This is a genomic window from Actinosynnema sp. NPDC037264 (genome assembly GCF_055603705.1).
This window is the reverse complement of the sequence record NZ_JBVJVK010000002.1, coordinates 233,023-255,236: the sequence shown is the minus strand read 5'-3', so window position 1 is coordinate 255,236 and position 22,214 is coordinate 233,023. Positions and strand designations below refer to the sequence as shown.

At 72.8% G+C, this 22,214-nt stretch carries 20 protein-coding genes and 1 pseudogene; 7 read left to right on the top strand and 14 right to left on the bottom strand.

What is annotated here, in order from left to right; all coding sequences use genetic code 11:
- From ACZ7GX_RS03660 to ACZ7GX_RS03620, 9 genes and pseudogenes are all read right to left on the bottom strand, one after another.
- Positions 1-1,158, bottom strand: coding sequence for an acyl-CoA dehydrogenase family protein (locus ACZ7GX_RS03660; protein WP_498772815.1), 1,158 nt, complete (start codon positions 1,156-1,158; stop codon positions 1-3).
- 2 nt (positions 1,159-1,160) lie between these two features.
- Positions 1,161-3,080, bottom strand: coding sequence for an acetyl/propionyl/methylcrotonyl-CoA carboxylase subunit alpha (locus ACZ7GX_RS03655; protein ID WP_498772450.1), 1,920 nt, complete (start codon positions 3,078-3,080; stop codon positions 1,161-1,163).
- 7 nt (positions 3,081-3,087) lie between these two features.
- Positions 3,088-4,683, bottom strand: coding sequence for an acyl-CoA carboxylase subunit beta (locus tag ACZ7GX_RS03650; RefSeq protein ID WP_498772448.1), 1,596 nt, complete (start codon positions 4,681-4,683; stop codon positions 3,088-3,090).
- A complete protein-coding gene (locus tag ACZ7GX_RS03645; protein WP_498772446.1) occupies positions 4,680-5,834 on the bottom strand; it encodes an acyl-CoA dehydrogenase family protein in 1,155 nt (384 codons plus the stop codon). The genes ACZ7GX_RS03650 and ACZ7GX_RS03645 overlap by 4 nt, the downstream gene beginning before the upstream one ends.
- Positions 5,831-7,344, bottom strand: a pseudogene (locus tag ACZ7GX_RS03640) (acyclic terpene utilization AtuA family protein). The gene ACZ7GX_RS03645 and the pseudogene ACZ7GX_RS03640 overlap by 4 nt, the downstream one beginning before the upstream one ends.
- 56 nt (positions 7,345-7,400) lie before the next feature.
- Positions 7,401-8,153, bottom strand: a complete 753-nt coding sequence (locus ACZ7GX_RS03635; protein ID WP_498772444.1) for a TIGR03084 family metal-binding protein — start codon at positions 8,151-8,153, stop codon at positions 7,401-7,403.
- Complete coding sequence (locus tag ACZ7GX_RS03630; protein ID WP_498772442.1) at positions 8,150-8,764, bottom strand: TetR/AcrR family transcriptional regulator; 615 nt, start codon at positions 8,762-8,764, stop codon at positions 8,150-8,152. Before ACZ7GX_RS03630 ends, ACZ7GX_RS03635 begins: the two co-directional genes overlap by 4 nt.
- 72 nt (positions 8,765-8,836) lie before the next feature.
- Positions 8,837-9,238, bottom strand: a complete 402-nt coding sequence (locus ACZ7GX_RS03625) for a nuclear transport factor 2 family protein (RefSeq protein ID WP_498772440.1) — start codon at positions 9,236-9,238, stop codon at positions 8,837-8,839.
- Positions 9,239-9,325: 87 nt separating this feature from the next.
- On the bottom strand, positions 9,326-9,913 hold the full coding sequence (locus ACZ7GX_RS03620) for a TetR/AcrR family transcriptional regulator (RefSeq protein WP_498772438.1): 588 nt from the start codon (positions 9,911-9,913) through the stop codon (positions 9,326-9,328).
- 107 nt (positions 9,914-10,020) lie between these two features.
- Here ACZ7GX_RS03620 and ACZ7GX_RS03615 point away from each other — a divergent pair, with 107 nt between their 5' ends.
- Positions 10,021-10,806, top strand: a complete 786-nt coding sequence (locus tag ACZ7GX_RS03615; protein ID WP_498772436.1) for an SDR family oxidoreductase — start codon at positions 10,021-10,023, stop codon at positions 10,804-10,806.
- A gap of 99 nt (positions 10,807-10,905) precedes the next feature.
- On the top strand, positions 10,906-12,324 hold the full coding sequence (locus ACZ7GX_RS03610; protein WP_498772435.1) for an FAD-binding oxidoreductase: 1,419 nt from the start codon (positions 10,906-10,908) through the stop codon (positions 12,322-12,324).
- Here the strand turns inward: ACZ7GX_RS03610 and ACZ7GX_RS03605 are convergent.
- Complete coding sequence (locus ACZ7GX_RS03605) at positions 12,321-14,225, bottom strand: intein-containing Rv2578c family radical SAM protein (protein WP_498772433.1); 1,905 nt, start codon at positions 14,223-14,225, stop codon at positions 12,321-12,323. The two genes, ACZ7GX_RS03610 and ACZ7GX_RS03605, sit on opposite strands and share 4 nt — an antisense overlap.
- A gap of 46 nt (positions 14,226-14,271) precedes the next feature.
- Here ACZ7GX_RS03605 and pnuC point away from each other — a divergent pair, with 46 nt between their 5' ends.
- Positions 14,272-14,913 (top strand): nicotinamide riboside transporter PnuC, encoded by a 642-nt coding sequence (gene pnuC / locus ACZ7GX_RS03600; protein WP_498772431.1) that lies wholly within the window; start codon positions 14,272-14,274, stop codon positions 14,911-14,913.
- Complete coding sequence (locus tag ACZ7GX_RS03595) at positions 14,910-16,013, top strand: AAA family ATPase (protein WP_498772429.1); 1,104 nt, start codon at positions 14,910-14,912, stop codon at positions 16,011-16,013. Before pnuC ends, ACZ7GX_RS03595 begins: the two co-directional genes overlap by 4 nt.
- 56 nt (positions 16,014-16,069) lie before the next feature.
- Here ACZ7GX_RS03595 and ACZ7GX_RS03590 read toward each other — a convergent pair whose 3' ends face one another.
- Complete coding sequence (locus ACZ7GX_RS03590; protein ID WP_498772813.1) at positions 16,070-16,696, bottom strand: nitroreductase family protein; 627 nt, start codon at positions 16,694-16,696, stop codon at positions 16,070-16,072.
- 172 nt (positions 16,697-16,868) lie between these two features.
- Here ACZ7GX_RS03590 and ACZ7GX_RS03585 point away from each other — a divergent pair, with 172 nt between their 5' ends.
- Positions 16,869-18,362 (top strand): YibE/F family protein, encoded by a 1,494-nt coding sequence (locus tag ACZ7GX_RS03585; RefSeq protein WP_498772427.1) that lies wholly within the window; start codon positions 16,869-16,871, stop codon positions 18,360-18,362.
- Here the strand turns inward: ACZ7GX_RS03585 and ACZ7GX_RS03580 are convergent.
- The gene (locus tag ACZ7GX_RS03580) at positions 18,289-18,651 is read right to left on the bottom strand and encodes a DUF1304 domain-containing protein (RefSeq protein ID WP_498772811.1); all 363 of its coding nucleotides are present in this window, start codon (positions 18,649-18,651) and stop codon (positions 18,289-18,291) included. The genes ACZ7GX_RS03585 and ACZ7GX_RS03580 overlap by 74 nt on opposite strands.
- 19 nt (positions 18,652-18,670) lie before the next feature.
- On the opposite strand from ACZ7GX_RS03580, the gene ACZ7GX_RS03575 reads away from it, so the two are divergent.
- Both ACZ7GX_RS03575 and ACZ7GX_RS03570 read left to right on the top strand, forming a co-directional pair.
- Entirely contained in the window at positions 18,671-19,078 is a 408-nt protein-coding gene (locus tag ACZ7GX_RS03575) for a hypothetical protein (protein ID WP_498772425.1), read from the top strand.
- Between the two features lie 7 nt (positions 19,079-19,085).
- Positions 19,086-19,949 carry a spermidine synthase gene (locus ACZ7GX_RS03570; protein WP_498772423.1) on the top strand — a complete coding sequence of 288 codons (864 nt, stop codon included), beginning with the start codon at positions 19,086-19,088 and terminating at the stop codon, positions 19,947-19,949.
- Positions 19,950-20,320: 371 nt separating this feature from the next.
- Here ACZ7GX_RS03570 and ACZ7GX_RS03565 read toward each other — a convergent pair whose 3' ends face one another.
- Positions 20,321-20,950 carry a hypothetical protein gene (locus tag ACZ7GX_RS03565; RefSeq protein WP_498772421.1) on the bottom strand — a complete coding sequence of 210 codons (630 nt, stop codon included), beginning with the start codon at positions 20,948-20,950 and terminating at the stop codon, positions 20,321-20,323.
- Positions 20,947-22,212, bottom strand: coding sequence for a histidine--tRNA ligase (gene hisS, locus ACZ7GX_RS03560; RefSeq protein WP_498772420.1), 1,266 nt, complete (start codon positions 22,210-22,212; stop codon positions 20,947-20,949). Before hisS ends, ACZ7GX_RS03565 begins: the two co-directional genes overlap by 4 nt.
- Positions 22,213-22,214: the final 2 nt, after the last annotated feature.

Here is a 22,214-nt window from a genome sequence, read left to right as displayed (position 1 = left end):
TCAGTAGGAGCGCGGCAACCTCAGCGTGTGCTGCGCCACGAAGTTCAGGATCATCTCCCGGCTGACCGGGGCGATGCGGGACAACCGGGACGCGGCCAGCATGGCGCCGAGTCCGTACTCGGCCGACAGCCCGTTGCCGCCGTGGACCTGGATGGCCTGGTCCACCGCCCCCGCCACCGCCTCCCCCGCCGCGTACTTGGCCATGTTGGCCGCCTCACCAGCAGCCCGGTCCTCCCCAGCGTCGTAGAGAGCCGCGGCCTTCTGGGTCATCAGCCTCGCCAGCTCGACCTGGATCGCGCACTGCGCCAACGGGTGCGCGATGCCCTGGTGCGCGCCGATCGGCGTGTCCCAGACCGTTCTGGTGCGGGCGTACTCACTCGCCTGGTCGAGTGCGCGGCGGGCCATGCCGGTGGCGAAGGACGCCGCCATGATCCGCTCCGGGTTGAGCCCGGCGAACAGCTGGGCCAATCCCGCGTCCTCGGAGCCGACCAGCGCGTCCAGCGGCAGGCGCACGTCGTCGAAGAAGCAGGTGAACTGCTTCTCCGGCGACTGCACCTCCATCGGGATGTGCTGGTAGGTGAAGCCGGGCGCGTTCGTCGGCACGATCATCAAGGAGGGGAGCAGCCGCTGGCCGGTGGCGTCGACGTGCCGGGCGACGACCATCACCGCCTCGACCTCGTCGACGCCGGAGATGAACGACTTGCCGCCGGCGAGCACCCACTCGTCGCCGTCGCGGTGGACGGCGGTGGCGAGCTTGTGCGAGTTGGAGCCCGCGTCGGACTCGGTGATGGCGAAGGCCATCTTGGTGGTGCCGTCGGCGAACCCGGGCAGCCACTTCCGCTTCTGCTCGGCGGTGCCGAAGCGGGCGATGATCGTGGCGCAGATGGCGGGCGAGACGACGGTCAGCAGCAGCGGGCAGCCCGCTCTGGCCAGCTCCTCGCACACGGCGGCCAGGTCGCCGATGCCGCCGCCACCGCCGCCGTACTCCTCGGGCACGGCCACGCCGAGGTAGCCCAGCGCGCCCGCCTCGGCCCACAGCTCGTCGGTCTTCTCGCCGGCCTTCGCCTTGGCGGTGAAGTACTCGTGGCCGTACTTACGGGCGAGGTCGGCGACGGCCCTGCGCAGCGCCTGCCGCTCCTCGCTCTCGGTGAAGTTGATCGTCATGCCCCGCCCGTCCCTCCGGTCGACTCGGGGCGCGGCTCGTCGGCCACCACCGCGAGCACGTCGCCCGCGTCGACCTGCTGCCCCGCCCGCACGAGCACTTCCGCGACCGCGCCGCCGGTGGTGGCGAGCACGCGGTGCTCCATCTTCATCGCTTCCAGCACGAGCAGCTCCGCGCCCGCCTCGACCCGCTGCCCCGGCTCGACCGCGACCCGCACCACCGTGCCGGGCATCGGCGCGACGGTCGCACCCTCGGCCAGGGTGGCCCGCGGCTCGGGGAACCGGGGCCGCAGCCTCAACGACACCGCGCCCGACCCCGTCGGGCCGACCTCGACCCGGTCCCCGTAGACGGCGACCGGGTAGGTCGTGCGCACCCCGTCGAGCTCCAGCGTCACCGCGTCCGGCGCGGCCGCGACGACCGTCAGGTCCAGGCTCGTCTCCACGCCCGCGCGGGTGTGCCGGTAGTCGACCTCGACCGCCTCGTCGCCGTGCTCGAACACGGCCCGCTGCGGTTGGGACGCGAGGTTGCGCCAGCCCAGCGGAAGGGCGCCGGTACGCCTGCGTTCGGCGAGCGCGAGGGCGGCGGCCAGCGCGGCGGGCCGGACGTCGACCGGTTCGGGGGTGGTGAGGCCGTGCTGGCCCAGGAAGCCGGTGTGGGTGTCGCCCGCGCCGAACGCCGGGTGCCGCAGCGTGCGGACCAGCAGGTCCCGGTTGGTGACGAGGCCGTGCAGCTCGGCCCGGTCGAGGGCGGCGGCCAGCTTGCGGATCGCGGCGGGCCGGGTCGGCGCCCAGGCGATCACCTTGGCCAGCATGGGGTCGTAGTGCACGCCCACCTCGCTGCCGTCCTCCACGCCGCTGTCCACGCGCACGCCGCCGGGCACCGCGAACCGGTGCAGGGTGCCGCTCGCGGGCCGCCAGTCGTGCGCGGGGTCCTCGGCGTACAGGCGGGCTTCGACGGCGTGGCCGTTCGGCGCGGGCGGTTCGGCGGGCAGGCGGGCGCCCTCGGCGATGGCGAGCTGCCAGGCGACGAGGTCGAGGCCGAACACCTCCTCGGTGACGGGGTGCTCCACCTGCAGGCGGGTGTTGACCTCCAGGAAGTGGAACGAGCCGTCGTCGGTGAAGAGGAACTCCACCGTGCCCGCGCCGACGTACCCGATGGCCTCCGCGGCCTTGGTGGCGGCCTCGAACAGCCGCTCCCGGGCCTCCGGCGTCACGGCCGGGCTCGGCGTCTCCTCGATGATCTTCTGGTGGCGGCGCTGGATGGAGCACTCCCGCTCACCCAACGCCCACACCGTGCCGTGCGCGTCGGCGAGGACCTGCACCTCGACGTGCCGCGCGTGCTCCAGCAGCGGTTCGCAGAACACGGTGCCGTCGCCGAACGCCGACTCGGCCTCGCGGCGGGCCGCGGCCACCTGCCCGGCCAGCTCGGCGGCGGACCGCACCACCCGCATCCCCCGCCCGCCACCGCCGGCGGAAGCCTTGACCAGCAAGGGGAACTCGCCGGCGGACTCCGGGTCCAGCTCCGGCAGCACGGGGACGCCCGCCGCCGCCAGCCTCTTCTTGGCCGCGACCTTCGACCCCATCGCGTCGATGACGTCGGGGTCCGGCCCGACCCACGTCAGCCCGGCGGCGAGGACGGCGCGCGCGAAGGAGGCGTTCTCGGACAGGAACCCGTACCCGGGGTGGACCGCGTCCGCGCCGGAGGCGAGGGCGGCGGCCACCACCAGGTCGCCGCGCAGGTAGGTGTCGGCGGGACTGGCGCCGGGCAACCGGACCGCCGCGTCGGCCTCGCGCACGTGCGGCGAACCCGCGTCGGGGTCGGAGAACACGGCCACCGGCGACACGCCGACCTCGCGACAGGTGCGGATCACCCGACGCGCGATCTCGCCCCGGTTGGCGATCAACAGCTTGCGGATCATCGTGTCCTCACATCCGGAAAACGCCGTAGCGGTCCGCGCCCTTGACCGGTCCGCTGTGGATCGCCGACAGGCACAGGCCCAGCACGGTGCGGGTGTCGCGGGGGTCGATCACGCCGTCGTCGTAGAGGCGGCCGGACAGGAAGGCGGCCACGGACTGCTGCTCGATCTGCCCCTCCACCATCCGGCGCATCGCCGCGTCGTGCTCCTCGTCGTAGTCCTGGCCCTTCGCGGCGGCCGCCTGGCGGGCCACGATCGACAGCACGCCGGCCAGCTGCTTCGGACCCATCACGGCCGACTTGGCGTTCGGCCAGGTGAACAGGAACCTCGGGTCGTACGCCCGGCCGCACATGCCGTAGTTGCCGGCGCCGTACGACGCGCCCATCACCACGGTCAGGTGGGGCACGCGGCTGTTCGACACGGCGTTGATCATCATCGCGCCGTGCTTGATGATCCCGCCCTGCTCGTACTGCGCGCCGACCATGTACCCGGTCGTGTTCTGCAGGAACAGCAACGGCGTGTCGCTCGCGTTCGCCAGCTGGATGAACTGCGTGGCCTTCTGCGCCTCTTCGCTGAACAGCACGCCGCGCGCGTTCGCCAGCACCCCGATCGGGTACCCGTGCAGGTCGGCCCACCCCGTCACGAGGCTGCCGCCGTAGTCGGGCTTGAACTCGTCGAACCGCGACCCGTCCACGATCCGGGCGATCACCTCACGCGGGTCGAACGGCACGCGCAGGTCCGTCGGCACCAGGCCGAGCAGGTCCTCCTCGTCGTGCAGCGGCGGCTCGACGGCCCGCGGCGCGGGACCGAGCTTGCGCCAGTTCAGCCGGGCCACCACGCGCCGGGTGAGCCGCAGCGCGTCCACCTCGTCCTCGGCCACGAAATCGGCCAGACCGGACGTCGTGCCGTGCATCCGCGCGCCGCCGAGCGACTCGTCGTCGGACTCCTCGCCGGTGGCCATCTTCACCAGCGGCGGCCCGCCGAGGAACACCTTCGAGCGTTCCTTGATCATCACCACGTGGTCCGACATGCCCGGCACGTAGGCCCCGCCGGCGGTCGCGTTGCCGAACACCGTGCTGATCGTCGGGACGCCCGCCGCCGACAGCCGGGTCAGGTCGCGGAACGCCCGCCCGCCCGGGATGAAGATCTCGCTCTGGCTCGGCAGGTCGGCGCCGCCGGACTCGACCAGCCCGATCAGCGGCAGCCGGTTCTGCGCCGCGATGTCGTTGGCCCGGAACGTCTTGCGCAACGTCCACGGGTTGCTCGCACCGCCCCGGACGGTCGGGTCGTTGGCCACGATCACGCACTCGACGCCCTCGACCACCCCGATCCCGGTGACCACGCTCGCGCCCACGGGGTAGTCGGTGCCCCACGCGGCCAGCGGCGACAGCTCCAGGAACGGGCTGTCCCGGTCGACCAGCAGCTCGATCCGCTCCCGCGCCAGGAGCTTGCCGCGCTTGTGGTGCCGCTCGGTGTACTTCGGCCCACCGCCCGCGAGCGCCTTGGCCTGCTCGACCTCCAGCTCGGCGAGCCGGGCCAGCAACGCCTCCCGGTTCTCGGCGTACCCCGCCGACCCGCGGTCCACCGCCGTGCGCAACGCAGTCATGCCGTGTACCCCAATCGTCGTGCCGCCAGCTCCGCCATCACCTCGGTCGCACCGCCCCCGATGCCGAGGATCCGCGCGTCCCGGTAGTGTCGCTCGACCTCCATAACGCGGAGATAACCCGCGCCACCGTGCATCTGCACCGCCGCGTCCACGACGAACGAGCACGCCTCCACGGCCGCGTTCTTCGCGAAGCACACCTGCGCCACGGCTTCCTCGCCGGCCAGCACCTTCACCGCCACTTCGCGCGTGTACGTGCGCACGAGGTCGATGCGCTGCGCCATCTCCACCAGCCGGTGGCGGATCACCTGGCGCGCGATGAGCGGCTTGCCGAACGTCTCGCGCCGGCGCGTGTGCGCCAACGCCAGGTCCAGGCAGCGCTGGGCCGTCGCGTACGCCTGCACGGCCAAGGAGATCCGCTCCGCCTGGAACTGCCGCATGATCAGCGCGAAACCGGCGTTCTCGGCGCCGACCAGGTTCGCCGCCGGCACCCGTGCGTCCACGAAGGACAGCTCGGCGGTGTCCGAGCAGTGCCAGCCCATCTTCTCCAGCCGGCGGTCCACCGAGAACCCGGGCGTGCCCTTCTCGATCACCAGCAGGCTCACGCCCTGGTGCCCGGGACCACCCGTCCGCACCGCCGTCGTCACGAAATCCGCCCGGTCACCCGACGTGATGAACGTCTTCGTCCCGTTCACCACGTAGGAGTCACCGTCACGACGGGCCGTGGTGCGCAGCGCCGCCACGTCCGAACCACCACCCGGTTCGGTGATGGCGAGCGACCCGATCAGCTCACCCGCCAACGTCGGCCGCACGAACCGGTCGATCAGCCCCTCGTCACCCGAGTCCACGATGTGCGGCAACGCGATCCCGTGCGTGAGCAACCCCGCGACGAGCCCGGACGACCCACCGGCCTGGATCAGCTCCTCGGTGGCCACGACGGTGTCGAGCAGGTCGCCCGCGCCGCCGACCGCCTCCGGGAACCCGAGCCCGAGCAACCCGATCTCCGCCGCCCTGCGGTGCAACGACCGGGGCAGCTCACCGGCGCGCTCCCAGTCCGGCAGGTGCGGCACGACCTCCTGCTCGGTGAACTTCCGCACCACCGCGCGCAGGTCGCGCCGCTCGGGCGTGGCGAACAGGTCCGACGTGGCGGTCACCGCAAGTCCTCCGGGATCTCGACGTGCCGGGAGCGCAGCCACTCCCCCAGCGCCTTCGCCTGCGGGTCGAAGCGGGTGGACGACGCGACGCCCTCGCCGAGCAGGCCGTGCAGCACGAAGTTCAACGCCCGCAGGTTCGGCAGCTCGTACCGGTCGACCTCGCCCGCCTCCGGCAGCAGCTCCTTCAGCCGCTCGACGGTCAGCTCCGCCCGCAGCCACTCGTACTGCGCGTCCGTCCGCACCCACACGCCGAGGTTCGCGTCACCGCCCTTGTCGCCCGAGCGCGCACCCGCGATCACACCCAGCGGCACCTTCTTCGGGGAAGCGCTCATACCTCCACCACCTTCCCACCCGGCAGCACGGCCCGGTGCGGCACCGACGAACGCGGCACGTACGCGGCCCGGTAGACGCCGAACGGCGTGCCGTCACCGGGTGGCGCCGTGACGTGGAAGCCGGGGTACGACGCCAGCGCCAGCTCGACACCCGCCCGCGCGAACGCCTTGGCCCGCTGGGGATCCGCCGTCTTGATGGTCACGTGCAGCAGCGCGCTCGCCGTCTCCTCGGTGTCCGCGTCGACGTGATCGGTGCGCGCCAAGGTCCAGGTCAGCTCCGCCGGTCCGATCGCCGCCTCCACCTGCCGCCGCACGAGGTCCGCCTTCGCCTCGACGTCCAACCCGGTCAGGACGAACGTGGTCGAGTTGCGGAACCCGCCCAGCGTGGTGAGGCAGACCTTGAGCGTGTCCGGCGGCGGGGAGCCCTTCACCCCGGAGATCCGCACACCCCGCTCGTGCGGGTCGAGCCGGATCGTGTCGAAGTGGCTGACCACGTCCGGTCCGACGTAGGCGGGCGGCCCGATCTCGTAGAGCAACTGGGCGGTGACGGTGTCCGCGGTGACCGCGCCGCCCGTGCCGTCGTGCTTGGTGATGAGCGACGAGCCGTCCGCCTCGATCCCCGCGATCGGGAACCCGGGCCTGGTCGCGTCGATCGCCGTGAAGAACGAGTAGTTGCCGCCGGTGGCCTGCGCGCCGCACTCCAGCACGTGCCCGGCGACCGTCGCGCCCGCCAGCGCGTCGAAGTCCTCGCGGCCCCAGCCGAAGTGCGCGGCGGCAGGCCCCACGACCAGCGACGCGTCGGTGACCCGGCCGGTGACCACCACGTCCGCCCCGGCGCTCAAGCACTCGGCGATGCCCCACGCGCCCAGGTAGGCGTTGGCGGTCAACGACTCCGGGAACCGGTCGCGCACGTCGTCACCGGTCACGTAGGCGACCTTCGCGCCGAGCCCGAGCCGGTCGATCGCCTCGGCCAGCCCTTCCGGGTTCACCCCGCCCGCGTTGGAGACGATCTTGACGCCGCGGGCCAGCGCGTCGGCCAGGTTCTGCTCCAGCTGGCGCAGGAACGTGCGGGCGTAGCCGAGGGCGGCGTCCTTCATCCGGTCGCGGCCCAGGATGAGCATGGTCAGCTCGGCCAGGTAGTCACCGGTCAGCACGTCCAGCTCGCCGCCGGTGAGCATCTCGCGGACGGCGGAGAACCGGTCGCCGTAGAAGCCGGAGGCGTTGCCGACGCGGATCACGGCCGCTCCCGGCGACCGCGGCCCGGTCCGGGAGGACCCGCGAACGCCTGCGCGATCGGGACCCAGGCGCGGGCGGCCTCGCCGACCGCCGTGACGGCCAGGTCGTCGCGGTGTCGCCGTTGGGTGGCCAGCAGGCAGAAGTCCAGGGCGGGACCGGTGATCCGGTTCTCCGCGTCCTCCGGGCCCCACGACCACGCCTCGCCGTCGGGCGCGACCAGCTCGACCCGGACCGGCGCCTGCGGCACGGGCAGCCCGTTGACCAGGAACGACCAGCCGAACGTGCGGACGGCGATGTGCGCGACGTGCTTGAGCCGGTGAGTCGGCTCGCGGGTCACGCCGAGCGCGTCGGCCACGTCCTGGCCGTGCGCCCAGGTCTCCATCAGCCGGGCGGTGGCCATGGACGCCGCGCTCATCGGCGGCCCGAACCACGGCATCTTCACGCCCGGCGGCAGCGCCGCGAGCGCCTCGGCCAGCTCGGCGCGGCCCGCCCGCCACTCGTCCAGGCTGATCGGCTCCCGCGCGCCCTCGTCCACCATGTCCGCGGTGGCCCGGGTCAACGCGGCGGTGAACGCGTCGGGGTCGCGGGCGGCGAGCGCGGCCACGCGGTCGGTCCAGCGCAGGTGGCTGATCTGGTGGGCGATCGTCCAGCCCTCGGCGGGCGTCGGGACGGCCCAGTCGGGCAGCGGCGCGACCAGGTCGTCCAGCACCTGGCTCTCGGCGCGCAGGTCGTCCAGGAGTCCGGTGATCACAGCGAGTCCTCCAGCATCCGCGCCCAGTGCCGGATGATCCGACCCCGTCGCTTGCGGTCGTCGGTGAGCTGGTTGGCCAGCGCGAGGCCGCGCACCAGGTCCAGGGTGAGCTGCACGGTCTCGCGGACGCCCGGCTTCGCCTCGTCGGCGCCCAACAGCTCGACGGCGAGGCGGTGCGTCTCGCGGCCGAGGCGGACCTCCAGCGGCACCACCACGGTCTTGAGGTCGGGATCGGTGCGTGCGGCGACCCACAGCTCGAGGGCGGCGGTGAACAGGTCGCTGGCGTAGAAGTCGGCGATCAGCTCGACCACGGCAGCGATCTGATCTTCTGGCGAGCTTTCGTCGACCTGCCGCGCACGCGCCTTCAGGTCGAGGACGCTCTCCGCGCCCAAGTGCTCGACCGCGGCGGCGACCAGCTCGCCGCGGGTGCGGAAGTGGTGCAGCTGGGCGCCGCGGGACACGCCGGCGCGCTCGGCCACCACGGTCGTCGTGGTGCCCGCCCAGCCGCGCTCGACCAGGCACTCGACCGTGGCCTGCATGAGCTTGCGCCGGGTCTCGCGGCTGCGGTCGGCCTGGCGCCTCGTCTCCCGCTGCCCGGTGTCGGTGGCCATGGCAGCGAGTGTTCCGCGCCGACTAACAAACAGTCAAGACTGATTGTTAGTCGGCGCGGAGGGACCACCCGGCTACCACCCGCCCTGGGCCATGGTCTGGAACAGCCACTTGCCGTCGGTCTTCACCAACAGGTCGCCGTACCTCACCACCTGCGAGAAGCCATCGGCGGTGATGGTCGCGTCGGTGATCACGAACACCAGGTCGGCGCTGATGAACACCGGCGTCCGGACGGACTCCATCCGCACGTCGCCGTCACCCAGGGCCGCCCTCATGTCGGTGAGGAACCGCGCCCGGTCCCACGACTGCGCCGACCCGCCGGTCACCGCGTTGACCGGGAACAGCGCCATGTCGGCCATCGCCTCGACGTCCTTGGCCACGGCCAGGGCGTCCCACTGCTCGAACCACGCGAGCACGCTCGCCACGTCTTCGTCGGTCGGCACGAACCCAGCTCCACTACCCGGCACAGCACTCATGCCGTACATTGTACCGTACGCCGTACGACAAGGGTCGCGCCAGGCCCCTAGAGGAGTTCGACCAGCAGTTTTCGGGTTCGAGCAGAGTCAGGTCGGCCAGGCGGCCAGGGCGATGTCGACCATCCGGTGCAGCTGCTCGCGGTCCACGCCGTCCGCCGCCTGCACCGAGATCCCCTGCGCGACCAGCACGACGAACTTGGCCAGGTCCGCCGCGTCCACGTGGGCGGGCAGGTCGCCCTCGGCCTTGGCCCGCTCGAAGCGGTCACGCAGCCCGGCCTCACCCGTCCGACGCCAGTCGGCCAACCGCTCACGGGTCGCCACGGCGTCCTCGCCCATGGCCAGGCCGCCCTGCAGGCTCAGGCAGCCGGTCGGGCAGCCGGGCCGGGTCGACACGTCGGCGGCGCCGCACAACATGCGCTCGGCGGCGGCACGGGCGGTCGGCTGGTCGAGCGCGTCCCGCACGTGGACGGCCTGCCGCTCGGTGTAGCGGTCGAGCGCCTTGCGGAACAGGGACTCCTTGTTGCCGAAGGCCGCGTACAGGCTGGGGCGGTTGATGCCCATCGCCTCGGTCAGGTCGGACAGGGCCGCGCCCTCGTAGCCGCGTTCCCAGAACACGCGGAGCGCCTGGTCCAACGCCTCGTCGGCGTCGAACGCGCGTGGACGTCCACCGGCCATCGATCCGCCACCTCGATTCTGGACCTGTCAGTACGGTACTCGATCCCGCCGGTGAGAGCGGTCACAGGTTGTTGACCGATCGGTACAGAACCCGAATTGTGTACCTCATGGTAAATAACTCGGGCAGGTTGGCGGGACGGCGTGCGGTGGTCACCGGCGGCACGCGGGGCATCGGTGCGGGGATCGTGCGCAAACTGGCCGCCGAGGGGGCGCTCGTGCTGACCACGGCCCGTTCGGCGGGCGGCGCGGAGCTGCCGCCGGGCGTGCTGTTCACCACCGCGGACGTGGCCGACCCGGACTCGGCGTCCCGGTTGGCGGACGAGGCGGTCGAGCAGCTCGGCGGGGTCGACATCCTGATCGACAACGCGGGCGGCGGCCAGGCGAAGCCGGGCGGGTACCGCGACATCGACGACAAGGCGTGGCAGGAGATCCTGGAGACGAACCTGCTCGGCGCGGTCCGGCTGGACCGGGCGCTGCTGCCCGGGATGGTCGAGCGGGGCTCGGGCGTGATCGTCCACATCTCGTCGTCCGCGGCGCACGTCCCCGTCGGCCCGCTGATGCACTACTCGGCCGCCAAGGCGGCGCTGTCCAACTACAGCAAGGGGCTGGCCGAGGAGGTGGCGTCCAAGGGCGTGCGCGTCAACCGGGTCTCCCCCGGCATGACCGAGACCTCGGCGGTGGACGCGGTGCTCGGCGACCTCGCCGCGAGCACCGGCGGCGGTCTCGACGACGCCCGGGCGGCGCTGGTCGGGATGATCGGCGGCATCCCGCTGGGCCGCACCGGCACGCCGGAGGACATCGCCAACCTGGTGGCCTTCCTGGTGTCCGACGAGGCGTCCTGGATCACCGGCGTCGACTACGTCATCGACGGCGGCACACTCAAGGCCGCGTAGCCCGGGGAGGTCGACCGGCTCCTCCTCAGCCGTCCGAACAGCGGTTCCGCCGTGATCGGCCGCCTTGTTCGATGAGGGCTGGCTGAGGAGGAGGCCGGAGTGGCGGTTTCACGGCGGAACGTGTTGCGCTGGGCGGGCGCGGCGGCGGCTGCGGGTGGCGTGGTGGCGGCCGGCGGCCCGGTGGCGGCGAGCGGCGCGCCGGCGGCTCGGCCCGGGAGGTGGGCACGGCTGCGCGCCCACCTGTCCGGCGAGCTGCTGGTGCCGGGCGACGACGGCTACGACACCGCGCGGCTGCCGTTCAACTCGTTGTTCGACCACCACCGGCCGGCCGCGATCGCCCGCTGCGTGCGCGCGGAGGACGTGCAGCGGTGCCTGGAGGAGGCCCGGCGCGGCCGGATCCGGGTGGCCGCGCGCGGCGGCGGGCACAGCTACGCCGCCTACTCCACCCCGCACGACGGCCTGGTGGTCGACCTAGGGCCGATGGCGGGCGTCGACGTGCGGCCCGACGGCACCGCCGTGATCGGCGCGGGCGCACGGCTCGGTGACGTCTACGCGGCCCTCGCCGCCGCCGGCCGGTGCCTGCCGCTGGGCAACTGCCCGTCGGTCGGCATCGCCGGTCTCACGCTGGGCGGCGGCCTCGGCTGGGTCGACCGCGCGTTCGGCCTCACGTGCGACCGGCTGCGCGCCGCCCGCGTGGTCACCGTCGACAGCCGCCTGGTCACCGCCTCCGAGGACCGCGAGCCGGACCTGTTCTGGGCGTTGCGCGGCGGCGGGGGCGGCAACTTCGGCGTGGTCACCTCGTTCGAGTTCGCCACCGCTCCCGCGCCGGAGGTGCTGACCGTGTTCCGGCTGAGGTTCCCGGCCGGGTCGGCGGCGGACGTGCTCGGCGCCTGGCAGCCGTGGAGCGCCGGGGTCCCCGACCGCCTGTCCAGCACCTGCGTGGTCCTGCCCGACGGCTCGGTGGACCTGACCGGCTGCTCGATCGGCCCCGCGGTCCTGCTGCACGGGGACCTCGCCGGCCTGTGCGTCGACGGTCCGCTGGAGCACGCCGAGGTCGACTACCCGACCGCGATCGCGATCATGACCCAGGGGCACCCGCCCCGCAACGCCTTCCGCGCGTCCTCACGCATCGCCGACGGCATGTGGGACGACCCGGCGGCGGTGGCGGAGACGGTGCGGGGCAAGGAGAGCGCGCTGCTCATCGTGGGCGCGCTCGGCGGTGCGATCGACCGGCTCGGCCCCACCGACACGGCCTACCCCCACCGCGGCGCGCCGACGTCCGTCGAGGTCTTCGGCACCGTCGGCGACCTGCCGCCGGAGCTGGTCACCCGCGAGGTCGACGACGTCCAGTCGGCGTTGGCCGGTCTGGTCGGCGGCGGCACCTACATCAACTACCTGGACCCGCGGCAGGAGGACTGGGCGGAGACGGGCTACCGGCACAACCTGCCCCGGCTGCGCGCCGTCGCCCGCCGCTACGACCCGGACGGCGTGCTGCGGTTCCCGCAGGCGGTGCGCTAGAGGAGGGTCAGCTGCTCCTGCACGACCGGGCCGGTCGGCGTCGAGGCGGGCAGGCTGCCCGCCGGCCACACGCCCTCGTCGTCGCCGGGCACGCCGACCGCGTCACGGCCGCCGCGCGGGTCCAGGCCGTGCCGCCGCAGCAACGGCTCGATGCGCGCCGCCAGCCACCGCCGGTACCGGACGTCCACATAGGATCCGCGCGCGTACAGCCGCCGGTAGTCGTCGGCCAGGTCCGGCCGCTCGCGCACCAGCCACCGGGCGAACCACTCGCGCGCGCCCGGCCGCAGGTGCAGCGGCAGGACCGTGACGCCCGTGGCGCCGGCCTCGGCGATCGAGGCCAGCAACGCGTCCAGGTGCTCCTCCGAGTCCGTGAGCCGCGGCAGCACGGGCGCGACGAACACCCCGCACGGCAACCCCGCGTCACGGACCCGGCGCACCAGCTCGAGCCTCGCCCGCGGGCTGGGCGTGCCCGGTTCCAGCCCGGACTGCAGCTCGCGGTCCAGCAACGCCAGCGACACCCCGATGCCCACCGACACCGAGGACGCGGCGCGTTCCAGCAGCGGGATGTCCCGCGCGAGCACCGTCCCCTTGGTGAGGATCGAGAACGGCGTGCCGGAGTCGGCCAGCGCCCGGATGATGCCCGGCATCAACGCGTACCGGCCCTCGGCCCGCTGGTACGGGTCGGTGTTCGTGCCCATCGCCACGTGCTCGCGCCGCCACCGCTTGGACCGCAGCTGGCCTTCGAGCACCTCCACCGCGTTGACCTTCACCACCACCTGGGTGTCGAAGTCGCGCCCGGCGTCGAGGTCGAGGTAGGTGTGCGTGTTGCGGGCGAAGCAGTTGTGGCTGACCAGGCCGTTGGCCACGAAGTCGCCGGTGCCGGTGGTGATGTCGTACAACGTCCGCGTCACGCCGAGCGACTCCACCGACACCACCGCCAGCCGGGACGTGGAGGGCACCGCCATGCCCTCCACGGCGTTGCCGCGCCCGATCGCCGGTCCGACGAGGTGCAGGAACCGCAGCCGCTCGGCCAGCCCGCCGACGATCCGCACACCGCGCACCTCGACCACGTGCGACACGCGCAGCCGCGTCAGCGCCAGCACCGCCGCCTCGAACACCGCGCTGTCCGAACTGGACATCACCAGCTCGCCGCCCGTCGAGCTGCCCCGCGCGTCGAACAGACCGGCCAGGAACCCCTTCGACCACTCCTCACCCGGCGTGGTCGGCCACCGCACCAGGTCCTGCTCGCGCGGCGCCCGGCCGCCGGCGAACTCGCGCACCCGACCCAGCACGTCCGGGTGGCTGGGCAGGCCGCCGCGCACCGCGCCCCACAGGTAGCCCTCGCGGTACTCGTCGCCGTGCGCGGGCGGCGAGGCGAACCGGCCCGTCCCGACCAGCCGCGCGCCCTTGACCAGGAACGGCCGCTCCTCGAAGTCATCGCACCGGCCGGGCGTGACGTGCTTCCACCCCTCGTCGGTGAGGAACCGGTGGTCGCCGCCCGCCACCACCTGCGTGCCGTCGCTCAACGTGACCCGGTAGGCGGGCTTGGAGGTCTTCCAGTGCGCCCGCACGCGGGTGACCACGAACCGGCCGTTCGCCGTGCCGAACACCTCTTCGCCGACGGCCAGCTCGGCGATGGGCTTGGTGCGGCCGTCCGCCAGCAGCACCGGCGTGTCACCGGTCAGGCAGTACGTGCAGCCGTGCGTGCAGCCGCGGTACGGGTTGACCGTCCACCCGAACGGCAGGCCGCCGCCGGGCACCTTGTTCAGCACGGACTTGGCGTTCACCTCGTGGAACACGACGTCGGCGAAGTCGGGAGTTCGTACGCTTCGGACCAGCCCCGGCAATCCCGGCAGGGCCTGCTGCCGGTCCGCCCCGTCCTTCTGCCCGTCCCATCGCATGTCCACATTCGAACACGTGTTCGAAAAAGGGTCAAACGGAGTGCCTGTGTCTGTGCTGGACGTCATCTTGTGGCCCTTCACCACCACCGCGTTCACGTTCGCCGGCGTCGCCACGAGCTGGGGCGAGGTCGCCGGTTTCGTGACCGGCGCGCTCTGCGTGTGGCTGGTGGCCCGGCAGAACCCGCTCAACTGGCCGATCGGCATCCTCAACAACCTCGCCTTCCTCGTGCTGTTCGCGACCAGCGGCCTGTACGCGGACTCGGGCCTCCAGGTCGTCTACGTGGCGCTCGCGCTGTACGGCTGGTGGGCCTGGCTGCGCGGCGGCGTCGAGCACACCCCGCTGCCGGTCGGTCGCACCACGCGCGAGCAGTGGTGGTGGCTCCTCGCCGCCGGCGTGGCGGGCACCCTCCTGCTGGTGTGGGTGCTCACCACGTTCAGCAACTCGACCGTGCCGTGGGCGGATTCCGCGACCACCGTGCTCTCGTTGCTGGCCACGTGGGGCCAGACCCGCAAGAAGGTCGAGTGCTGGTGGCTGTGGATCGCCGCGGACGTGATCTACGTTCCGTTGTACGCCTACAAGGGCCTGTGGCTGACCGCGGTCCTCTACGTGGGCTTCATGGCGCTGTGCGTGCTCGGCCTGCGCAACTGGACGAAGGCGTTGCGCCAGGACGAGGCGGTGGCCGCGTGACCGACTTCGACCACGCGCTGGTGCTCGGCAAGTTCTACCCCCCGCACGCCGGTCACCACCACCTCATCCGCACGGCCGCCGCGCGGAGCCGGCGCACGACCGTGACCGTGCTCGCGTCGGGCGCCGAGTCCATCCCGGTCGCCGACCGGGTGTCGTGGCTGCGCGCCGAGCACGCGGGCACGCCCGGTCTCGTCGTGCTCGGCGACGTGGACGACCACCCGATGGACTTCCACAGCGACGTGGTGTGGGAACTGCACATGGGCGTGGCACGGGCGGTGCTCGCGCGGCGGGCCATCCTGGACGGCGACCCGGCGTCGGCGGCGGTCGACGTCGTGTTCTCCAGCGAGCGGTACGGCGACGAGATGGCCAAGCGGCTCGGCGCGCGGCACGTGCTGGTGGACCTTGACCGCGGCGCCGTTCCCGTGTCGGGCACGGCGGTGCGGGCCGATCCGCGCGGGCAGTGGGGGTGGCTCGCGCGGGCGACCAGGGTCGGGTTGTGCGCGCGGGTCGTGGTGGTGGGAGCCGAGAGCACGGGCACGACGACGTTGTCGCGGGAGTTGGCGCAGGCGTTGACCGCGCCGTGGGTGCCCGAGTACGGGCGGGAGCACACCGAGCTGAAGCTGGCGGCTGCGCGGGCGTTCGACCCCGAGGCGGGGGTCGACGATCTCGTGTGGACGGTCGGCGACTTCCAGGACGTGGCGCGCAGGCAGCAGGAGTCGGCCGACGCGGCGGTGGACGGGCCGGTACTGGTGTGCGACAACGACGCGTGGGCGGCGACGGTGTGGGGTCACCGGTACCTCGGCGCGCCGCACCCGGACATCGCGCCGGACGCCCGCCGCCCCGCCCTGTACCTGCTGACCGATCACGTCGGCGTGCCGTTCGAGCAGGACGGGTGGCGGGACGGCGAGCACCTGCGGGAGTGGATGACGGACTTGTTCCGGGTCGGGTTGGCACGGCGGGGTGTGCCGTGGCGGTTGGTCACGGGGTCGCCGGAGGAGCGGCTGCGGCAGGCCGTGGCGGCGTGTGAGGAGGCGGTGGCGGCGCACTTCCGGTTCGCCGATCCGTTGCCCCAGGCCGATCCGTCGGAGCCCGGTCGGTGACGCGGCCGGGTCGGCATCAACCCCGGAGGGCGGTCGGCTGGTGACCCGGAGGACGGTCAGACGGTGACGAGGACTTGGTCCAGTGACTTGCGGACCAGGGCGGGCACCACGCAGTCGTCGGCCGGGTAGCCGATCGGGATCACCGCGAACGCCTTCTCGTTGCGCGGGCGGCCCAGCACCTCGCCGAGGAACTTCATCGGCGACGGCGTGTGGGTCAGCGCGGCGAGCCCGGACAGGTGCAGCGCGGTCAGCAGCATGCCGACCGCGATGCCGACCGACTCGTCCACGTAGTAGTGCTTGCGGCGGGTGCCGTCGGGCTCCAGGTAGTACCGCTGCTCGAACACGACGACGAGTTCCGGCGCGTCCGTCAGGTGCGGCTTGACGTCGTCGGTGCCGAGGGGGCGCAGCGCGTCCAGCCACTCGTCGCCGAGCCTGCCCGCGTAGGAGACGCGTTCCTCGTGCTCGGCGGCCTCACGGATGCGCCGGCGCACCGCGGGGTCCTTGACCAGCACGAACGTCCAGGGTTGCTGGTGGGCGCCGCTGGGCGCGGTGGAGGCGACCGCGATGGCGTCGAGCACCACCCGGTCGGGCACGGGATCGGCGGAGAACATGCGCACCGTGCGGCGGTCCCCCATGCGGGCGCGCAGGTCGGCGGCCGTGCGCAGGGACTCGTCGACCGGCATCCTGGCCGGTCGGTACGGGACCGGCTCGAAGGACCGGCCGTGGGTGGGTGTCCAGTTCGTGGTCACGCGGCGAGCGTGGCACCGACCGGGGCGCGGTTGAAGGGCTCACCCCGAAATTCGCACCGAACTGTCCGACATGCGGACGACCGGGGTGGGCGGGCAGTATGTGCGCGTGCGCACCAAGGACCTCATCGCCGCCCATGGACACGGCCATGGGCACGGCCCCGTCGGGCCTGCTTCCCGACGTGTGCGGAAGCTGCTGCTGGTCCTGCTCTTGCCGCTGGTGCTCGCGACCGTGGTCGGCGCGCTGCTGCTGTACCCGTTCGGGCACGAGCAGCGCACGGGCGCGGAGGCGGGGCTCGCGCAGGTGCCGGTGCGCGGCGACGTGACGGCCGTGGCGCAGGGCGGGTGCGGTCCGGACACGGGCGAGCCGGGCGCCACCGGGTGCGTGCTGGTGACCGTGAAGATGAGCGACGGCGCGGCGGCCGGTCGGGAGATCCGGATCCCGGTGCCGGACCAGCCGGGCACGCCGACGTTCACCGTGGGCGACGCGGTGGTGCTGTCCTACGGCGGCGGCGACCCGAACGACAGCACGTCCTACCAGCTGGCCGACTTCCAGCGCGGTGTGCCGTTGCTGCTGCTGGCGGTGCTGTTCGCGGCGGCCGTGCTGCTGCTGGGGCGGTGGCAGGGGCTGGCGGCGCTGGGCGCGCTGGCGTTGAGCTTCGTGGTGCTGGTGCTGTTCGTGCTGCCCGCGATCCTGGCCGGCGAGAACCCGCTGACCGTGGCGGTGGTCGGCGCGGGGCTGATCATGTTCGTGGTGCTGTACCTGACGCACGGGTTGTCCGCGCGGACGTCCACGGCGGTGCTGGGCACGTTGGTGAGCCTGGCCCTGATCTGCGTGCTGGGCGCGTTGTTCTCGGCGTTCGGCAAGCTGACCGGGCTGGACCAGGAGACGGCCAACCTGGTGTCGCTGCTCGGGCACGGCATCGACACGCGCGGGCTGCTGCTGGCGGGCACGATCATCGGCGCGCTCGGCGTGCTGGACGACGTGACCGTGACGCAGACCAGCGCGGTGTGGGAGCTGCGGCGGGCGAACCCGTCGCTGGGGTTCCGCGACCTGTACGCGGCGGGGTCGCGCATCGGCCGCGACCACCTGTCGTCGGTGGTGAACACGCTGGTCATGGCGTACGCGGGCGCGGCGCTGCCGCTGCTGCTGGCGTTCACGCTGTCGGGCCGGAGCCTGGGCGAGATTTTGACCGCGCAGGAGGTGGCGCAGGAGGTCGTGCGGACGCTGGTGGGCAGCATCGGGCTCGTGGCGGCGGTGCCGATCACGACCGCCTTGGCGGCGTTCGTGGCGGGCCGTGAGCCGGTGTCCGGGCCCGCGTCGGGTGAGCCGGACGGGTCGGGTCGGCCGGACGGGTCGGGTCAGCCGGACGGGTCGGGTCAGCCGGACCGGTCGGGTGAGCCGCGCCGGTCGGGTGAGGCCGGTGACGCGGGTGGTCGGACCGCGGCCGATCCGCTGTGGCGCAAGCACGTGAGGGGTGACCTGCGCACCGGCTACGACCCGGCGAAGGGTCCGTGGCGCCGCCCGGCTACCTCGCCAGCACCACCAGCAGCAACGCGATCGCGGCGGGCACGGACTGCACGACCAGGATCCGACGACTGACCGTCGCCGCGCCGTACAGGCCCGCGATGATCACGCAGACCAGGAAGAACACGGCGAAGGCGAACCCGGTGTCGCCCCGGGCGATCAGCGCGAAGATCAGCCCGGCGGCCAGGAAGCCGTTGTAGAGGCCCTGGTTGGCGGCCAGCACCTTCGACTCGGCGGCGAACTCGGGCGTGGTGCCGAACGTCGCACGGCCGCGCGGCGTGTTCCAGAGGAACATCTCCAGCACGACGATGTAGAGGTGGATGGCCGCGACCAGCGCGGTGAGGACATCTGCGGCGAGCTGCACGGATCGGTACCGTACCGCCATGCTGCGGACCGTGTTGGGTCTCACCGCCCGTGTCGCCACCGGGCTGGTGTCGGGCGTGCTCGCGTTGCCGCGGATCGCCGACGCGCTGGAGAAGCTGACGCCGCTGGCGCAGGCGTTGCCGCAGGTCGCGGAGCTGCGGGGCACGCTGGAACGGCTGGAGCAGCTCGCCACGTTCCTGGCCAACGAGATGCCCGAGGCGTTGCACCAGCTGGAGGCGGTGCAGCGGCAGCTGACGGAGCTGGAGCCCCGGATCGCCACGTTGGCCGGCAACACCGGGCAGCTGGACGAGTCGATCCGCGTGCTGGCCGCCGCGCTCGGGCCGTTGCAGGGCACGACCGAGCGCCTGGGCAGGCTGGTCGACCGCCTGCCGGACCGCAAGCGCCGCACGCAGTCGCTATTGGGATAATCGTCGGGTGGGACGGATCCGGAAAGCCGACGAGACCATCAGCCGTGAGGTCGACTCGGGCATCGCGGAACTGATCCCGGACCCGGACGTGCCGAGGGCGTGGATGCTGCGCCTGAACGGCACGCCGCAGTCCCACGTGGACCTGGACGACCCCGGGCACCTGGAGTTCGAGTACCTGCGGCGGCTCGGCCACGTCGCCGACCTGGTCGCGCCGGGCAGCGAGCCGATCCGGGCGCTGCACCTGGGCGGCGGCGCGCTCACGTTGCCCCGGTACATCGCGGTGACCCGACCGCGGTCCAGCCAGCAGGTGGTGGAGATCGACGCGGCGTTGGTCGACCTGGTGCGGGGCGTGCTGCCGTTGGACCGGAACTGGCGGCTGCGGATCCGCAACGGCGACGCGCGGGCGGTGCTGGAGAAGGCGCCCGAGGCGGCGTTCGACCTGGTGGTGACGGACGTGTTCGCCGGGTCGCGGACGCCCGCGCACCTGACGTCGGTGGAGTTCGTGGCGTTGGCGTCGCGGGCGCTGCGGGCCGGTGGCGTCTACGCGGCCAACATCGGTGACGGCGGGAAGCTGGCGTTCGCCAGGGCCCAGGCCGCGACGGTCCGCGCGGTGTTCCCGCACGTGTGCGTGCTGGCGGAGCCGGCGGTGCTCAAGGGCAGGCGGTTCGGCAACTTCGTGCTGGTCGGGTCGCACGTCGAGCTGCCGGTGGCGGCGTTGACCCGGCTGACGGCCGGTGACCCGTTCCCGGGGCGGGTCGAGCACGACGACTCGCTGATCCGGTTCATCGGCGGCGCGCCGGCGACGACCGACGCGACGGCCACCCAGTCCCCCGCGCCGCCCAAGGGCACGTGGGGATTGCCCGACGATTAAGGCGGATGGGCAGGGTGGTGGGCGGGCAGGGTGGATGGGCAGGGTGGATGGGCGGGCAGGGTGGATGGGCAGGGTGGAGTAGGTGCTTTAAAGAGTCCTCGCCGGACGGGCAGATCAGCAGGATGACGGGCCGGTGGGTGGTTCGGCGGCGGGTCCGTTGTTGGTCGGGTTTCGTGTCATCCCACCGACCTCCCTACGGGCTACCACACGTATCAAGGGGGGCGACATCAGTGGACGGTGCGGGCATCGGTGAACAGCGCCCCCCTTGACACGCGCGGTAGGGCGGAGCCAGGTCGGCGGGATGACACGAAGCCCTTCCTTTGGGGAAGGGCGTGGGCAAGGGCGTGTCAGTGAACAGTGTGGTGGTGGTGTCAGGGTTGGTCGAGGGTGGAGACGAAGCGGGAGATGGCTTCCGGGTTCAGCTTCTGGGCGAGGCGGCCGGTCGGGGCTTTGGAGCCCAGTTGGTAGAGCGGGCGGTCGGCGGCGGCCAGGCCCCGGGCCTCGGCGCGCAGTTGGGCGACCAGGAGTTCGGAGAAGACGAGGCCAGGGGGGTCGCCTCGGCCGGCCAGCACGTCGGCCAGCTTGCGCAGTGGGAGGACGCCCTGTTCGCGGCCGCCCGTCCCGGCGTAGATGGCCAGCGCGAGGTTGATCGCCTTGCCGCCGCCGCGGACGAAGAGGCCGACGGTGCGGGCGCCTCGGACGTCGGTCACCAGCAGGTCCAGCTGGTCGGCGGTGTGCAGGTCGACCGAACGCGTGCCGAAGGCGCGGACGGAGAGGACGTGGCCCTCCAGCCACACCCGTCTCCTGGCTTCCGACCAGGCCAGCAGCAGGAGGGGGACGGCGAAGACGGCCGCCGCGACGAGCCCGGCGGTCCGGCCGGCGAGCAGCCCGAGCAACCCGCCGAACGCGGCGGCGACGATCAGCGCGCCGATGGCCACCGTCCGCGCGCGTTTGCGCACCGCCTTCGGGTCAAGCAGGTCAAGGGCAATCCGCTCGCTCACCGGCCCAACGCCTCCAGCACTGAGATCACCACGTCCGCCAGCGGCACCTCGCGCTGGTCGCCCGACGACAACTCCTTCACCTGCACGACACCGGCCTCGATGTCGCGCTCGCCCAGGACGAGGGCGAAGCGCGCGCCCGAGCGGTCGGCGCCCTTCATCGCGCCCTTGAGGCCCTTGCCACCATAGGACAGGTCGAACCGCACACCGGCGGCGCGCAAAGGAGCGGAGAGGGCGACCAGGCGGGACTTCGCGGCCTCGCCCAGCGGCACGCCGTAGACGTCGCAGCGGGTCTGGTCGCCCGGCGTGACGCCCTCCACCTGGCAGGCGAGCAGCGCGCGGTCGACGCCGAGGCCGAAGCCGACGCCGGACAGCGGTTGGCCGCCGAGTTGTTCCATGAGGCCGTCGTAGCGACCGCCGCCGCCGATGCCGGATTGGGCGCCCAGGCCGTCGTGCACGAACTCGAAGGTCGTCTTCGTGTAGTAGTCGAGGCCGCGGACCATCCGCGGGTTCTCCACGAACTTCACGCCCAGCTCGTTGAGGTAGCCCTTGACCTGCTCGTAGTGGGCGAGGGACTCGGCGGAGAGGTTGTCCACCATGAGGGGCGCGTCGGCGACGAGTTCGCGGACCTCGGGGCGCTTGTCGTCCAGCACGCGCAGCGGGTTCAGCTCGGCGCGTCGGCGGGTCTCGTCGTCCAGGGGCAGCTCGGCGAGGAAGGCCTGGAGCTTCTCCCGGTACTGCGGGCGGCACGTGGAGTCGCCGAGTGACGTCAGTTCGAGGCGGAAACCGGTCAGGCCCAGCGCCCGGAAGCCGGCGTCGGCGATGGCGATGACCTCGGCGTCCAGGGCCGGGTCGTCGACGCCGACCGCCTCCACGCCGACCTGGTGGAACTGGCGGTAACGACCTGCCTGCGGCTGTTCGGCGCGGAAGAACTGGCCCGCGTACGCGAGCTTCACGGGCAACTGGCCCCGGTCGAGGCCGTGCTCGATGACGGCCCGCATGACGCCCGCCGTGCCCTCGGGCCGCAGCGTGATGGACCGCCCGCCGCGGTCGGTGAACGTGTACATCTCCTTGCTGACCACGTCGGTCGACTCGCCGACGCCCCGCGCGAACAACGCGGTGTCCTCGAAGACGGGCAGCTCGATGTAGCCGTAGCCGGCGCGGCGCGCCGACTCCACCAACGTGTCGCGCACCGCCAGGAACGACGCCGAGGTGGGCGGGAAGTAGTCGGGAACGCCCTTGGGCGCGGCGAAGGGGGTCGTCACGG

What these genes read in the sequence shown, in the direction of transcription:
- ACZ7GX_RS03625 (WP_498772440.1), bottom strand. Translation starts at nt 9,238, where the DNA reads ATGAGTGCTGTGCCGGGTAGTGGAGCTGGGTTCGTGCCGACCGACGAA.
- ACZ7GX_RS03655 (WP_498772450.1), bottom strand. Translation starts at nt 3,080, where the DNA reads ATGATCCGCAAGCTGTTGATCGCCAACCGGGGCGAGATCGCGCGTCGG.
- ACZ7GX_RS03605 (WP_498772433.1), bottom strand. Translation starts at nt 14,225, where the DNA reads ATGCGATGGGACGGGCAGAAGGACGGGGCGGACCGGCAGCAGGCCCTG.
- ACZ7GX_RS03650 (WP_498772448.1), bottom strand. Translation starts at nt 4,683, where the DNA reads ATGACTGCGTTGCGCACGGCGGTGGACCGCGGGTCGGCGGGGTACGCC.
- ACZ7GX_RS03615 (WP_498772436.1), top strand. Translation starts at nt 10,021, where the DNA reads ATGGTAAATAACTCGGGCAGGTTGGCGGGACGGCGTGCGGTGGTCACC.
- ACZ7GX_RS03590 (WP_498772813.1), bottom strand. Translation starts at nt 16,696, where the DNA reads ATGCCGGTCGACGAGTCCCTGCGCACGGCCGCCGACCTGCGCGCCCGC.
- ACZ7GX_RS03630 (WP_498772442.1), bottom strand. Translation starts at nt 8,764, where the DNA reads ATGGCCACCGACACCGGGCAGCGGGAGACGAGGCGCCAGGCCGACCGC.
- ACZ7GX_RS03575 (WP_498772425.1), top strand. Translation starts at nt 18,671, where the DNA reads ATGCTGCGGACCGTGTTGGGTCTCACCGCCCGTGTCGCCACCGGGCTG.
- ACZ7GX_RS03620 (WP_498772438.1), bottom strand. Translation starts at nt 9,913, where the DNA reads ATGGCCGGTGGACGTCCACGCGCGTTCGACGCCGACGAGGCGTTGGAC.